Below are 14,015 nucleotides of genomic sequence, written 5' to 3'. Positions count from 1 at the left end.
ATTTTAGTGTGGAGTCGTTTAAAACTGTGTCGATATTAGGTTAGACAAGGCTGATTGTGAGTAATTAAGATCATTTACTGTCAATTGAACTGTCTTGGTTTTAGCTTGCGCATATTCAGGGTCATTAAAGGTACTGGGTTGTCTAGTCGGACGTCGCTTCATATAGTCTTCGTAGCCGGCTATGCCGCCATAGTCTCTAGCTGTTACAGACATACTTAGTGAATTCACCTTAGACTCAAGTACTGACTCATCTATAAACTCAGCAAGGTTTAAATTTTCGATATTTACACTTGTGCCGCTTGGCGGCGCAAAAATACTCCAAGCAAGAAGTGGCCGAGTATTGTAGGAGGCTTCCATGCCAATGAAAATGAAAGCGTAGTCTACTCCGCTCTGGGCTATATCATAATATTGACCGTCAAGAGTCAGTACAGAGGCCAGGTCATCTAAACTCAGAGCCATGGGTGGTAAATCAAATGTTTGATTAATCTCTTTGGTTCTGACAGTTGATGAGGTGATGACGTACCCATCACCGGATGGATTGTCTAAATTTTCATGTTCGTATGCAGTAATGCTGTGGTTCTCTATGCTTTGATGGGTGAAAGCGAAGACATCTTTGGAGCCGTTAACTCCATAATTGTACAAGTGACTATTACTATCAACGATAGCAGAGACTTGCTTGTAAAACATATCAGAATTAATGACAACAGGGGTACCGACAAGCTCCGCTGCAACCTCAGTTGTGCCGCCGTCATTGAGGTCGGCGAATAAAGCGCCATACGCTTGCTCAGGCGAGCTAAACTGGTTAATCACAGAAAGCTGCGGCCATTGCTCGGAACCACTTTGTTTACACTGAACAACTGCTTGGTACGTGACTGAACCAACGCCTTTTTGATAGGTGTGGAACATTGCACCATATAACATGCTACTTTCTACATAGCTGTTAACGCGTGCGGGGATGGCTACTTGTACATTGCTGGTCCTACATTCACATGCACTGGTATCATCCGTTTGCAAAGCGTTTTTTCCTAAATCGATCACAGGGTGGTCAACGAAGGTGAGCAAATCTACGGGCGTAATACCATCGATTTTCTCTTGGACTAGCCTGACTAAAGAAAATGTTTCGTGATCCTTCGTTGTTGGGTAGCTAATGACGCCATTGTCATCGGCATACACCGTGGCTTTGTTGGAATAATCGGCATTATGTATGATCAGGGCTGCATCCCCGTCCGGGGTTTCGTTGCCACACGCGTCCCTATACACAGCGGTAATGGTTAACGTTTTACCGCTGGGTTCAGGGGGCGTTGTTGAATCAGAGCCGCCAGAGCCACCACAACCGGCTAATACGGCAATACTTAATGCACTTAGGAAAAAGCTGCGATACATAGGACAAGTTCCTTCTTTTATTGTTATTGACTAGGGGGGCATTTTCATAATAGCCCTTGATTTATTATTGTAAATAAAACAAGGAGTTAATTAACATGTGTGTCAAAGTGTGCGTTATACTCCTGTGAGTATTCTAGGTCGTTTTATCTAGACGCTGTTAAGAAGTGATCGTTAAACTAGGCGTAATGAATTTACCTGATGTAAGTTGGCGTAGATATAAACGAGAGAAACCAGCTTTACTCGAGGTAATAGTGTGGAAATAAGAAATGGAACCTACACCCTGTATAATAATACCCATATGCTGGTCAGGGAGTATTACGGGCATGGCATATCAGACCCAGATATAGATCATATGAGAGAAATCTCCTATGCAAAAAAGTTGGGTTATATCAAGGGGTTTAAATTAGATGACAACGAAGGCCGCTATTGTAAAAGCATCAAGATTGCCGATATGAACAATGCTTATGAAGTAGCAACAAGAGGGCGTTACAAGGGGCTGGAGTTTATTATTTGCGGATATAGTTCTCGTTCCAAAGCATTTGGTTTAATAACCCATGATGAACAGCTTGCATCGAGACTTGGATTTATCAGCCTGTCAGACGGCTTTATATTAGAGGTCGATGCCGCCGAAGTGGATGAAATATGGGAGATAAGAGGCAAGAGTAAACTCGGTTTACCCTTGCCACAAGGGCTAAAAGAAAAGGTTATTATTTCCTAACACTGCCTTTCTATTAGATAAAACTGCATTACCTATTTACTTGATTGTCTAACAATCAATTGTGGTGGTAAGACGCTGCTGGCAACATCCACTTCCTGCTTTGCTATCAAATTCAATAAATTAGCGACCAGCATTTGCCCGGCGAGTGTGGTGTTTTGCTGCACAGTCGACAGTGGTGGGGTGCAAAAACGCGCCACAGCCAGGTCATCAAAGCCAACCACGGACACATCATGGGGCACCCTTAAGCCTGCCTCCTGCAATGCGCGAATGGCGCCTATGGCAATGAGGTCGCTGGCGCCAAACAGGGCATTAAATTTAATGTTATTGGCCAATAAGGACTTGGTCGCCTGATAGCCGGACTCCTCGGTGGAAATTGCGGTGGCTATTTTGCGTTCGCTCACATGAGCACCATGAGTTTTAAGGCGCTCGGCAAAGCCATTAAAGCGGGCGCTGAACTCCGGGCTATGGTGTGATGTATCGCCGATAAAGGCACAGTCGGTGCGCCCTAATTCAATTAAGTGCTCGGCCACCAGGGCGCCGCCGCGACTGTTGTCACAGCTGACGGTTAACTCCGGGCGTCCTTCAACATTGGCACCCCAGCACACAAACTTGGTATCGCTCTCTAGCAGGCGCTCAAACTTGCTTTGATAGTCCATATAGTCGCCATAGCCGAGCAGGATAATACCATCGGCGCGGTGGCTTTCGGCATAATCGGCGTGCCAGTCGTTGCTGCTGGATTGAAAGGACACCAACAGATCATAGCCGGCCTTGGCACAGGCTCGGGTAATTGAGCCGAGCATGGACAAGAAAAAGGGGTTGATCTGAGACTCATCCGAGGTTGGGTCTTCAAACAGCAGTACCGCCAGAGTCGAGCTTTGCTGTGCCCTCAGGTTACTGGCATTTTTATCGACCTTGTAATTGAGCTTACGCGCTACCTCGACCACCCGACGGCGGGTTTCTTCATTGACCAAGGGGCTGCCGCGCAGTGCCCGTGACACCGTTGATTGCGATACCCCGGCATAGTGCGCGATATCGAAGGAGGTGGCTTTACCTTTCATGTATGTCCTCATGGGTTAATACAAACCCGGCTGAAATTCTAGGTGCGCATTTGCACTTGGCCATTAGGCCGAATAGGGGGCGCATTTTGCAATATTTTTAGCGGGAACTGAAAATTTTTATTGATCCCCGTCTGACACCGGTGTCATAATGTCGGCGTTTTATCATTTTGTTGTCACAAAACGGTTTGGCTGCCCGCTGCCCGGGCAGCACTTTTTTCAGTAGCGCGAAAAAAGAACTGCTAACATAAACTTAATAAGTTTATGCCAGGTAAGTCAATGTTGGGATTAAGTAATGCTCTGGGGAAAACCTGGAAATCCCAAAAACTTGGTATAAATTAAAAAAGAGAAACGACAATGAGTTCATCAGGTCCACAGGCAGGTAACAAGGTGGCTTTTGCACCTATTTTAGTCGCCGACATTGGCGGCACTAACGCCCGTTTTGCGTTAATTACCGACTACTGCAATAGCAGCAAATCTTTCGCCATTGAACATCAGCACACCTTTCCAAGCTGCGACTTTAAATCTTTTGAAGACGCGGTCGATGCCTATTTATCTCAGATTAATGCCATCAGCATTACCCGAGCCTGTCTGGCAGTAGCCGGTCCGGTTAAGGGGGCAGAAGTGATGCTCACCAATTTGGGGTGGCAATTCAATACCCAGCAACTGAAGCGGCGTTTCGGGTTTGACAATTTACAAGTGATCAACGATTTTGCCGCCTTTGCCTATGCCGCTCCTTATTTGAATGAGCGCGATAATATCTGCGTTAAGCAAGGCATTGCCCAGGAGCATGCCAATATCGCCGTATTCGGACCGGGCACCGGCTTTGGCGCCGCTTGTCTGGTGCGCTCGCAGGGTCAACAGGCGGTAATGAGCTGTGAAGCGGGGCATATTAGTTTGGCCCCGGTGACAGAGTTAGACCGTCAATTGCATAATGTGCTGCGCGAAGACCTGCAACATGTGTCGGTGGAAAATGTCTTTGCCGGCCCCGGCATCGCCCGTTTGTATCGCGCCATGGCCAAGGTTCATGGGCAAACGGTAGAAGACATAGATGCGGCGCAAATAGCGGCTCTGGCAGAAAATAAAGAATGTATGATTGCCGAGCGTACCCTGAACCATTTTTGCGATTGGCTTGGCAGCGTTGCCGGTGATATAGCCCTGAGCTTTGGTGCTTTAGGCGGCGTATTTATCGGTGGCGGTATTTTGCCGCGTATGCAACAGCGGCTGCTAACCAGTAGATTTAATGAACGATTTATTGCTAAAGGGGTGATGTCGCAGTATAACAGTCAAATACCTGTGACCTTGGTGTGCCAAGAACATATTCCCTTTATTGGTGCCGCGGCCTGTATTCATACGGCGAGCCCAACGGCGAGCTCAACGGGCCGTTCGACAAGGCAAGGCGATTAAGGAAGATACTAGTCAACGATGAAAAAGATAACTATAAACAGTGTTGCTAGCTATGCTGGTGTATCGAAAAAGACCGTCTCCCGGGTGCTTAATAATGAGCCCAACGTCAGCGACGTGACCCGGGAAAAGGTGCTTAAGGCCTTTAAAGAGCTCGACTATACACCTAACCCTATTGCCCGGGGATTGGCCCGTAATCGCAGCTTTATTATCGCCTGCTTATACGATAATCCTTCGAAAAGTTATATTACCCGTCTGCAAAGCGGTGCTTTGGCGGCCTGCCATCAACATGGTTTTAATCTCTTGATCCATCCGTGTGAGCTGCGCGGTCAGGCGCTGCTCGACAATATTGAGCAACTGTTACAAACCTCACGTATCGATGGCCTGGTATTAACGCCACCGTTTTCCGACCACGGTGAGCTGGTGGCCTTTTTGCGTCAGAAAAAAGTGCCCTTTGCCCGGGTGGCTTCGGTGAAACTCGATGATGAGTCGATTTCGGTGCGCAGCAATGACGAGCAGGGTGCCTTTGAAATTACCGAGCTGCTTATCGAGCTCGGTCACAAAGACATTGCCTTTATTAAGGGCCATCCGGATCACAGTGCCACCGAGCAGCGTTTTAACGGCTATCGCCGGGCGCTTGCCGAACATGGCATTGCCTATCAGGAGCATCTGGTGGAAGAGGGGAATTTCTCCTATCACTCAGGTGCCGACAGCGCCGAAACCATATTGCATTTAGACCCCAGACCCACCGCCGTGTTTGCCTCAAATGATTATATGGCGGCGGCAGTACTCAAAGCGGCCACCCAAATGGATTTAAAGGTCCCCGACGATATTGCCATTGCCGGTTTTGATAATGCTCCCATTGCGCGCCATATCTGGCCCGGGCTCACCACCATAGCCCAGCCGGTGGAGGAGATGACACGCCTGGCGGTTGAGCATTTAATCGAGCAAATCAACCAGGGCGATAATGGCGATGAAGAGCAGCAAAAAGAGCCGCTGCAAATCACCTTGGAAGCCAAACTTATTTGTCGCGAGTCCACCGCAGCGCCAAAGTCCTAACGTTTTAAATCCCAATTGCACGGAAATTAAAAACCAACATCCGGGTTTGCCCAGGTGTTGGTTTTTTGTTTTCGGCGCTCTTTCTTCAATCTTTGTCAAGTGCCCTCAGCTGGTGTGAAAAATGGCAATAAAAGGTCAAAAACTCGCAACATAGATTTTTTAGACTAAATTTACATGGAGGGTTGACACCGGTGTCAGGGTTGTGAGTTAATGTCCTGACACCGGTGTCAGCTCGGTTGTGAGAGACGAGTTGGCAACGTACCTTTGAACGGGTAATCCAAGCTGCTCAGTACCTCAGTGCGGGGAGTCTGTACTGATGTGCTGAGCCTTTTATCGACTTACTGGCAAGAAAGAGCAGAACTATGTTGCATCCGCGTATTAAAGAAGTCACCGAACGGGTAATCGAACGCAGTAAAGCGAGCCGTGCCGCCTATTTGGCCCGTATGCAAGCGGCTAAATCACAAACGCGCGTACGTGCTGGTATCGGATGTGGCAACCTTGCCCATGTTATGGCGGCTTGTACAAGCGATGACAAGGCGCGTCTAAGCGGTGATGAAAAGCCAAATTTAGCCATTATCAATTCTTACAACGACATGTTGTCGGCCCATGTGCCGTATAAGGAATACCCGGATTTAATTAAGCAAATCGCTACCAAATTCGATGCCACTGCTCAGGTTGCCGGCGGCGTGCCGGCCATGTGCGATGGCGTGACCCAGGGGCGTGATGGCATGGACCTGTCGCTGTTTTCCCGCGATGTGATTGCCATGTCGACGGCCATCGCCTTATCACACGATGTTTTCGATGGCGTATTCTGTTTGGGCGTGTGTGACAAAATCGTCCCTGGACTGGTTATTGGCGCCTTATCATTTGGCCATTTACCGGTATTTTTCCTGCCAGCAGGGCCCATGCCTTCAGGCATTCCCAACAAAGAAAAAGCCCGCGTAAGACAAAAATTTGCCCAGGGCCTTGTCAGCCGTGAAGAGCTGTTAAAGGCCGAAAGCGAGTCTTATCATAGCGCCGGTACCTGCACCTTCTACGGTACTGCGAACTCAAATCAAATGCTGATGGAGATCATGGGCCTGCACCTGCCGGGCAGCTCATTTGTGAACCCTTATACCGAGCTGCGCGATGGTTTGACCGCACACGCGGTAGAGACCATGCTTAAACAGCTAGTCACAAGTAAGGATGCGGTGCCCATGGCCGAGGTGATGAGTGAAAAAACCATTATCAATGGTCTGGTTGGCCTTTTGGCCACCGGCGGTTCGACCAACCATGCCATCCACTTGGTGGCCATGGCCAAGGCCGCAGGTGTTGAACTGACCTGGAAAGACATGGCGGACTTATCCGAAGTCGTGCCTCTGTTAACCCGTATCTACCCCAACGGCTCTGCCGATGTAAACCATTTCCAGGCCGCTGGCGGCATGGGCTATTTGATGAAGCAATTGCTTGCCAAAGGCCTGCTGCACAATGATGTCAAAACCATCTTGGGTGAGGGGCTTGAAGCCTACACCACAGAGCCGCGCCTGGATAAAGATGTGAATTTAATCGTCTCCGATAACAATGGCCCGACCAAGGTGAAATGGGTGCCGTGCGCCGAGCAATCCCATGATCAGGAGGTGTTACGTCCGGCGGATAATCCATTTAACCGCAGCGGCGGTCTGCAACTGCTGACCGGCAATCTTGGCAAGGCGGTGATCAAGGTCTCCGCAGTGCAGGAGCAACATCAGGTAGTGAGTGCTCCGGCCAAGGTGTTTGCCGATCAGGCCTCGCTGCAAAGCGCCTTTGCTCGCGGCGAACTCAACCAGGATTTTATTGCCGTGATCAAGGAGCAGGGGCCAAAAGCCAAAGGCATGCCGGAGCTGCATAAGCTGACCCCGGTTATGGCCAGCTTGCAAGATCAAGGCTTTAAAGTGGCCATAGTTACCGACGGGCGCATGTCCGGCGCCTCGGGTAAGGTACCCGCGGCCATTCATTTGGCTCCTGAAGCGGTTGAAGGCGGCATGATAGCCAAAATCAAAGACGGCGACTTGCTGACATTAGACGCGCCAAACGGCGTACTAAAACTGCATGTCAGCGATGAAGAGTTGGCCGCCCGTGACATCGAACTGGTGCACAGCGGCGCCACCTACGGCACCGGCCGGGAATTGTTTGCCGGATTTAGAAATATTGTCAGCAGCGCTGATTTAGGAGCCAGTGCCTTCGCACCGGCCTACGAACAAGAATAATGTCACTGGGAATGAGGATTTAACATGGCAATAGAACAGATATTAGCATCGGCACCCGTGGTTCCCGTGGTGGTGATTGAGCGCCTTGAGGACGCCGCTCCCTTGGCTCAGGCTCTGTACAAGGGCGGCTTGCGCGCCTTGGAAATTACCCTGCGCACCCCGGTGGCGGCAGAGGCAGTGAAAATTATGAAAGAAACCGTTCCCGACGCTTATGTGGGCACGGGGACAGTGATCGATAAGGCCACTTTTGCAGCCTCAGTAAACGCCGGTGCCGACTTTATGGTCAGCCCGGGCGTGAACGATGAATTACTGGCCTTGGCCAGCCAAAGCGATATTCCCTTCTTGCCCGGAGCGGCCACACCAAGCGAAGTAATGAGGCTCGCCGAGCGTGGCTTCTCCTTTTTAAAGTTTTTCCCGGCGGCGGCCGCGGGTGGTCCGGCCATGCTGAAATCCATCGGTGGCCCTTTACCCGGTATTAAATTTTGCCCCACCGGCGGTATCAGCCTACAAAGCGCACCTGAGTACCTGGCCTTGGATAACGTAGTCTGTGTCGGCGGTACCTGGATGCTGGATAAAAAATTAATCGAAAACAAGGACTGGCAAGCGATAGAAGAACTTGCGCGCCAAGCCAGCCAACTTAAATAATAACGGGGAGAGTGAAGATGATTAAGGTAGCTATCAATGGTTATGGTCGCATCGGTCGTAACACCCTTAGAGCACTGTATGAATCAGGTCGTAATAAAGACATCAGTATCCTTGCCATTAATGATTTGGCACCGGCTAATGTTAACGCTCATTTGACCCAATTTGACTCGGTACACGGGCAGTTTTCGCAAAAAGTCAGCCTGCAAGATGATGTAATGATCGTCGGTCATGATGAGATCAAGCTGCTGCAGGAACGCGACCCGGCAAATCTGCCTTGGGCGCAGCTCGGCGTTGACATCGTTTTAGAGTGTACTGGCCTGTTTACTTCCCGCGAAGCGGCGGCCAAGCATATTGAAGCGGGGGCCAAGAAGGTGATCCTCTCTGCGCCAGGCACAGATATGGATGCCACGGTAGTGCATGGTGTTAACGACGAGGTGCTTAATGCTCAGTGCAACATTATTTCCAATGCCTCTTGTACCACCAACTGTTTGGCTCCCGTTGCTAAAGCCCTAAACGATGCCATAGGTATAGAGCAGGGCAGCATGACCACCATTCACTCCTATACCAATGACCAAAACTTGTCAGACGTTTATCACCCGGATCTCTATCGGGCGCGCAGTGCGACGCAGTCGATGATCCCGACCAAAACCGGGGCTGCCAAGGCGGTGGGGTTAGTGCTGCCGGAATTGGCCGGTAAGCTCGATGGCATGGCGGTGCGGGTGCCGACCATTAATGTGTCCTTGGTTGATTTGACCTTTATCGCCAAGCGCGAAACCAGTATCGAGGAAGTTAATGCCGCGGTGAAGGCCGCTTCCCAAGGTGCCATGGCCGAGGTGCTGGCCTATAACGATCTGCCGCTGGTGTCTATCGATTTCAACCATAACCCGGCTTCATCGGTATTCGATGCCACGCAAACCCGGGTCGATGGCAAACTGGTTAAGGTGATGGCCTGGTACGATAACGAGTGGGGTTTTTCTAACCGCATGTTGGATCAAGTGCAAAACCTCGCCAAGTTTTTATAATTCCATTGTTGTTATGTCAAAGCCGCCTTGAGCGGCTTTTTTTATGCCTTGGCGTTAGGAAAGATTAGCTATATACGATATTGCGTATATATAAAAGCTGGGCTAGTATTCGCCATATACGAAATTTCATATATACACGATGGCCGTTAACTTTTTTAAAGCACTAAGCGATGACACTCGGTTACTTATTTGCCTGCTGATTTTACATCAGGGGGAGTTGTGTGTGTGCGAGCTGGTCAGTGCATTAGGACTGAGTCAGCCGAAAATATCCCGGCATTTAGCGCTATTGAAAGAGGCGCAACTCTTGTGTACGCGCAAGCATAAACAATGGGTCTACTACCGAATTAGCGAGCAGTTGCCGAGCTGGCAGCGTCAGGTATTAGAAACCACATTAACAGAGAACCCGCACCTTCTGGCTGCGGCCTTAACCGGTTTAGACAATATGGGAGCCAGGCCCGAGCGCCAGGCTTCATGCTGCAACTAGGGTGAATTTCACCCAAAGGAGATACAGATGACAATCAAAGTAGGGATCAATGGTTTTGGTCGCATGGGGCGGCTGATCATGCGCGCCGCCTTCGACTGGCCCGAGCTTGAGTTTGTACAGATCAACGACCCAGGCGGCGATGCCGCCACCTTGGCGCACTTATTAGAATTTGATTCCGTGCACGGTCGTTGGCATCACGCCCCAACCGCCAGCGCGGGACACATGCTGGTTAACGGCCAAACCCTAAGTTGCTCACAGCAAAAGACGATTGCCGAGATTGACTGGTCAGGGTGCGATATTGTGATTGAGGCCTCAGGCAAAATGAAAACCCGTGCGCTGTTGCAGCAATACCTGGATCAAGGGGTTAAAAAAGTAGTGGTAACTGCGCCGGTTAAAGAAGAGGGTGTGCTCAATATCGTCATGGGGGTGAACGATCATCTCTATAAGAGCGATGAGCATGATCTTGTGACGGCTGCTTCGTGCACTACCAACTGTTTAGCGCCTGTGGTCAAGGTGCTGCAAGACAATATCGGCATTAAGCACGGCTCCATGACCACGGTGCACGATATCACCAATACGCAAACCATCTTGGATGCGCCGCATAAGGATCTGCGCCGTGCCCGGGCCTGTGGCATGAGCCTTATTCCGACCACCACGGGTTCGGCCACCGCCATCACTCATATCTTCCCCGAGCTTAAGGGCAAGCTTAATGGTCACGCCATTCGTGTGCCTCTTGCCAATGCCTCAATCACGGACTGCGTGTTCGAGCTGGAGCGTGAAACCACGGAGCAGGAGCTCAACGCCTGGTTTAAGGCCGCCGCCGAGGGCGAGCTAAAAGGCATTTTGGGTTATGAGGAAAAGCCGCTGGTGTCGATCGACTACCGCACCGACCCGCGCTCGAGCATAGTCGATGCGCTTTCAACCATGGTGGTGAACGGCACTCAGGCCAAATTGTACTTGTGGTATGACAATGAGTGGGGCTATGCCAATCGTAGCGCCGAGCTGGTCGCAAAAGTAGCCGCGGATCTTTAATTAGGGCACATCATGATGAAGTCAACGCCACTGCAGCAGTATGGGGTGATCACCGCCAATTACTGGGCTTTTACCCTAAGCGATGGCGCCCTACGTATGTTGGTGGTGCTGTACTTTTATCAGCTTGGCTATACGCCCTTGGCGATAGCCATGCTGTTTTTGTTTTATGAGTTTTTTGGTGTCGTCACTAACTTGGTGGGCGGCTGGCTTGGCGCCCGCATCGGGCTTAATCGCACCATGCAACTGGGCATGGCGCTGCAAATCGGCGCCCTGGCCATGCTCTTGGTGGATAAAAGCCTGTTAACCGTGCCCTGGGTGATGGCGGCGCAAGCGCTCAGTGGCATCGCCAAGGATCTCAATAAAATGAGTGCTAAAAGCGCCATCAAGCTGGTGGTTAAGGAGCAACAGCAGGGCCGCTTATACCAGTGGGTGGCACTGCTTACCGGCTCGAAAAATGCCCTTAAGGGTTTAGGGTACTTTCTCGGTGGTTTATTGTTATCCCTGCTGTCGTTTCAAGGCGCGGTATGGGCGTTAATCGCCCTGGTAGCCTTGGGCTTTGTGCTTAGCTCAGTATTACTGGGTGAAGACTTGGGACGCAGCAAGTTTAAACCCAAGTTTAAGGATGTGTTTTCTAAAAGCGCTGCCTTAAACCGCTTGTCTTTGGCGCGCTTGTTTTTGTTTGCCTCACGGGATGTGTGGTTTGTGGTGGCCTTGCCGGTGTTTTTTATCAGCCAACTGGGCTGGCAGCATCAGCAGGTGGGCGGCTTTATGGCGCTGTGGATCATTGCCTATGGTGTGGTGCAAAGCATGGCGCCCAGGTTTACCCGCAGTAACAGTCATTCGGTGTTTAAGCAAGCGCAGCGTTACAGTGGTTTGCTGGCTCTGGTGACCTTGCTCTTGCTTCTGGCCTTGGTCTTTATCGGCAATAGCAGCAACGCTCAAACCTGGGTTTTAGTGCTGGGTTTATTGCTGTTTGGTGCCGTGTTTGCCATTAACTCGTCGCTGCACAGTTATCTGGTTGTGAAGCTGGCTGACCGCGATGCCGTATCCTTGGATGTGGGCTTTTATTATATGGCCAATGCCAGCGGTCGCTTAATTGGCACCTTGCTGTCCGGTTGGTTGTATCAGGTCAGCGGTTTGCTGGCTTGTTTGGCCTGTGCCCTGATGCTGCAACTGGCGACCTGGTGGGTGTCGCGGCACTTATCTTCTGGGGAACAATCCCAAGGCTAATGTAGCGACCATATAAGTTGTTACATTTGCAGCTAAACTTTTCCAACACAAGGCGCTCTAAGGATGAAAGCACAATTCGCCCGGAGCGTCTGATGTTAAAAAAAGCAGCCAACAATAAATCATCGCTAGCCATTTCTTCTCTTTCCTTGATATTGCATAAGAGCCTCAAAAATAACTGGGGCCTGATCCTTTTTCTCGCCTGTTTATTTACCATGCGCAGCTCCTTTGCCGACTGGTATCGGGTCCCCAGCGGCTCCATGTTACCAACCATAGAAATTGGCGATCAAATCACGGTTAATAAGATGGCTTATGATTTACGTATTCCCTTCACCAGCTATTCACTGATGCGCACAGGCGAGCCCGAGCGCGGTGATATTGTGGTGTTTCAATCAGCCGCCGCTGATGAGCTCTTGATCAAGCGGGTGGTGGGTCTACCTGGCGATACTCTGGCCATGAAAAATGAGGTGCTGACGATCAACGGTGAGGCGCTAACTTATGCCATCACAATGGATAACGCCGACGAACTGCTGGCTACCGAGGAATTAGGTGATGTGGTGCATGCTATCCGTATAGATAAGACCCGTCCTGGCGCCAGCGGCCATTTTGCTCCCGTGCAAATTCCCGCCGATCATTACCTGATGATGGGGGACAACCGCCGTAACAGTGCCGATTCCCGTTATTATGGCTTAGTGCCGCGCACTGAGCTTAAGGGCAAGGCGCATCATATTGCCTACTCACTGGATTATAACGACCACTACTTGCCCAAGTCGCAGCGCTTTGGCAAAAGCCTGTATCAGGATCAGCCTTAGGGTGGGGTGGAGAGCCCGTTTTAAATTTCACACCACATAAGCACTGGCATCTTGCCATTTCTGCACCGCATCCATTCCCAGTTCAAAACCGAGACGGTAGTCGTCCTGCAAGGTTGCCGGATCTGAGCCCAACACCATGGAGTGCAAGGGCCGGGTCGGCGCTATTTGTACTATGTTAACGCCCTCTGGCGGCGCATTCATAAAATCCACCGCTTCCGCATAACGGCGTTGATAATGGTGATACATGGCAAACATGCGCGGCGACTGATTAATGCGGCTCATGATCGGCTTTAAACGCTCCAGTATGGGCATCTTACCGTCATTATGGGCTTCCACCGTTCGAATCACCCAGATGGTTTTCGCGCCTTGTTCATGAGCCCAGCGTACAGGCAGGGGATCGGCGACACCGCCGTCCATCAGCCCTTGCCCTTGAACTTCAACTCCGGGGCGATATAAAAACGGGATGGCGCAAGAAGCCTTCAGGTGCGAAAACATATTATCGTGCCAGGTGTGCAGATAATGGGGGGCGAAGGAGTCAAAATGACTGGCCACCGCATAAAAGTTGCTTTGTGGCGTCAGGTTGGCGGGCGTGGTGGGAAAACGCACCTTGCCATTGTGCTGCACCTCATGAAAATACCAATCCAGGTCAATCACATTGCCGCCGGTAAAAAACCGTGCCGGGCGAAAAAACTGTTGCTCTGTGGTCAGTTGTATCGCCGTGTGGGCGTACTGTTGGGCTCTGGCGCAATAGGCGGCAAGGTTCTGGGCGCCGGCAGAAACGCCAACTTTTAAATCGAAGGGGGTAAACTTTTGCTCTAAAAATGCATCCAACACACCGGCGGTAAAAATACCTTTTTGACCACCGCCTTCGGCAACCAATGCAGAATTTATCATGCGTTTCATCCTCTACTGTTGTTATTAACGTCACTGTGAAGAGGCTTCCGATTAC

General features: G+C 50.5%; 13 protein-coding genes. 10 read left to right on the top strand and 3 right to left on the bottom strand.

Going from position 1 to position 14,015, the window contains the following annotated elements; all coding sequences use genetic code 11:
- Nucleotides 1-18: 18 nt before the first annotated feature.
- Nucleotides 19-1,383 carry a hypothetical protein gene (locus C2M35_RS07750; protein ID WP_105265018.1) on the bottom strand — a complete coding sequence of 455 codons (1,365 nt, stop codon included), beginning with the start codon at nt 1,381-1,383 and terminating at the stop codon, nt 19-21.
- A 253-nt stretch (nt 1,384-1,636) separates the two neighbouring features.
- Here C2M35_RS07750 and C2M35_RS07745 point away from each other — a divergent pair, with 253 nt between their 5' ends.
- Complete coding sequence (locus tag C2M35_RS07745; RefSeq protein WP_158677939.1) at nt 1,637-2,101, top strand: hypothetical protein; 465 nt, start codon at nt 1,637-1,639, stop codon at nt 2,099-2,101.
- Between the two features lie 32 nt (nt 2,102-2,133).
- On the opposite strand, the gene C2M35_RS07740 is transcribed toward C2M35_RS07745, so the two are convergent.
- Entirely contained in the window at nt 2,134-3,159 is a 1,026-nt protein-coding gene (locus C2M35_RS07740; protein ID WP_105199225.1) for a LacI family DNA-binding transcriptional regulator, read from the bottom strand.
- A gap of 354 nt (nt 3,160-3,513) precedes the next feature.
- Here C2M35_RS07740 and glk point away from each other — a divergent pair, with 354 nt between their 5' ends.
- From glk to lepB, 9 genes are all read left to right on the top strand, one after another.
- Complete coding sequence (gene glk / locus C2M35_RS07735) at nt 3,514-4,563, top strand: glucokinase (RefSeq protein WP_105265017.1); 1,050 nt, start codon at nt 3,514-3,516, stop codon at nt 4,561-4,563.
- A gap of 18 nt (nt 4,564-4,581) precedes the next feature.
- Nucleotides 4,582-5,619 carry a LacI family DNA-binding transcriptional regulator gene (locus C2M35_RS07730; RefSeq protein WP_105199227.1) on the top strand — a complete coding sequence of 346 codons (1,038 nt, stop codon included), beginning with the start codon at nt 4,582-4,584 and terminating at the stop codon, nt 5,617-5,619.
- Between the two features lie 362 nt (nt 5,620-5,981).
- Nucleotides 5,982-7,844: a phosphogluconate dehydratase gene (edd, locus tag C2M35_RS07725; RefSeq protein ID WP_105265016.1), complete on the top strand. Its 1,863-nt coding sequence runs from the start codon at nt 5,982-5,984 to the stop codon at nt 7,842-7,844.
- 24 nt (nt 7,845-7,868) lie between these two features.
- On the top strand, nt 7,869-8,489 hold the full coding sequence (gene eda / locus C2M35_RS07720; protein ID WP_105265015.1) for a bifunctional 4-hydroxy-2-oxoglutarate aldolase/2-dehydro-3-deoxy-phosphogluconate aldolase: 621 nt from the start codon (nt 7,869-7,871) through the stop codon (nt 8,487-8,489).
- A 17-nt stretch (nt 8,490-8,506) separates the two neighbouring features.
- Nucleotides 8,507-9,511 carry a type I glyceraldehyde-3-phosphate dehydrogenase gene (gene gap, locus C2M35_RS07715; protein WP_105265014.1) on the top strand — a complete coding sequence of 335 codons (1,005 nt, stop codon included), beginning with the start codon at nt 8,507-8,509 and terminating at the stop codon, nt 9,509-9,511.
- 139 nt (nt 9,512-9,650) lie between these two features.
- Nucleotides 9,651-9,995: a metalloregulator ArsR/SmtB family transcription factor gene (locus C2M35_RS07710; RefSeq protein ID WP_105265013.1), complete on the top strand. Its 345-nt coding sequence runs from the start codon at nt 9,651-9,653 to the stop codon at nt 9,993-9,995.
- Nucleotides 9,996-10,022: 27 nt separating this feature from the next.
- Nucleotides 10,023-11,027 carry an ArsJ-associated glyceraldehyde-3-phosphate dehydrogenase gene (locus C2M35_RS07705; protein WP_105265012.1) on the top strand — a complete coding sequence of 335 codons (1,005 nt, stop codon included), beginning with the start codon at nt 10,023-10,025 and terminating at the stop codon, nt 11,025-11,027.
- A gap of 12 nt (nt 11,028-11,039) precedes the next feature.
- The gene (gene arsJ, locus C2M35_RS07700) at nt 11,040-12,257 is read left to right on the top strand and encodes an organoarsenical effux MFS transporter ArsJ (RefSeq protein WP_105265011.1); all 1,218 of its coding nucleotides are present in this window, start codon (nt 11,040-11,042) and stop codon (nt 12,255-12,257) included.
- A gap of 92 nt (nt 12,258-12,349) precedes the next feature.
- The gene (lepB, locus tag C2M35_RS07695; protein ID WP_105265010.1) at nt 12,350-13,066 is read left to right on the top strand and encodes a signal peptidase I; all 717 of its coding nucleotides are present in this window, start codon (nt 12,350-12,352) and stop codon (nt 13,064-13,066) included.
- Nucleotides 13,067-13,093: 27 nt separating this feature from the next.
- Here lepB and C2M35_RS07690 read toward each other — a convergent pair whose 3' ends face one another.
- Nucleotides 13,094-13,960, bottom strand: coding sequence for a patatin-like phospholipase family protein (locus C2M35_RS07690; protein WP_233999468.1), 867 nt, complete (start codon nt 13,958-13,960; stop codon nt 13,094-13,096).
- Between the last annotated feature and the right edge of the window lie 55 nt (nt 13,961-14,015).

The sequence above is a fragment of the Pseudoalteromonas sp. T1lg76 genome (assembly GCF_002964725.1).
GTDB lineage: Bacteria > Pseudomonadota > Gammaproteobacteria > Enterobacterales > Alteromonadaceae > Pseudoalteromonas.
The sequence above is the reverse complement of the archived record's forward strand: the minus strand, read 5'-3'. Positions and strand labels throughout refer to the sequence as shown.

What these genes read in the sequence shown, in the direction of transcription:
- C2M35_RS07710 (WP_105265013.1), top strand. Translation starts at nt 9,651, where the DNA reads ATGGCCGTTAACTTTTTTAAAGCACTAAGCGATGACACTCGGTTACTT.
- edd (WP_105265016.1), top strand. Translation starts at nt 5,982, where the DNA reads ATGTTGCATCCGCGTATTAAAGAAGTCACCGAACGGGTAATCGAACGC.
- C2M35_RS07690 (WP_233999468.1), bottom strand. Translation starts at nt 13,960, where the DNA reads ATGATAAATTCTGCATTGGTTGCCGAAGGCGGTGGTCAAAAAGGTATT.
- glk (WP_105265017.1), top strand. Translation starts at nt 3,514, where the DNA reads ATGAGTTCATCAGGTCCACAGGCAGGTAACAAGGTGGCTTTTGCACCT.
- eda (WP_105265015.1), top strand. Translation starts at nt 7,869, where the DNA reads ATGGCAATAGAACAGATATTAGCATCGGCACCCGTGGTTCCCGTGGTG.
- arsJ (WP_105265011.1), top strand. Translation starts at nt 11,040, where the DNA reads ATGATGAAGTCAACGCCACTGCAGCAGTATGGGGTGATCACCGCCAAT.
- gap (WP_105265014.1), top strand. Translation starts at nt 8,507, where the DNA reads ATGATTAAGGTAGCTATCAATGGTTATGGTCGCATCGGTCGTAACACC.
- lepB (WP_105265010.1), top strand. Translation starts at nt 12,350, where the DNA reads ATGTTAAAAAAAGCAGCCAACAATAAATCATCGCTAGCCATTTCTTCT.
- C2M35_RS07750 (WP_105265018.1), bottom strand. Translation starts at nt 1,383, where the DNA reads ATGTATCGCAGCTTTTTCCTAAGTGCATTAAGTATTGCCGTATTAGCC.
- C2M35_RS07730 (WP_105199227.1), top strand. Translation starts at nt 4,582, where the DNA reads ATGAAAAAGATAACTATAAACAGTGTTGCTAGCTATGCTGGTGTATCG.
- C2M35_RS07740 (WP_105199225.1), bottom strand. Translation starts at nt 3,159, where the DNA reads ATGAAAGGTAAAGCCACCTCCTTCGATATCGCGCACTATGCCGGGGTA.
- C2M35_RS07705 (WP_105265012.1), top strand. Translation starts at nt 10,023, where the DNA reads ATGACAATCAAAGTAGGGATCAATGGTTTTGGTCGCATGGGGCGGCTG.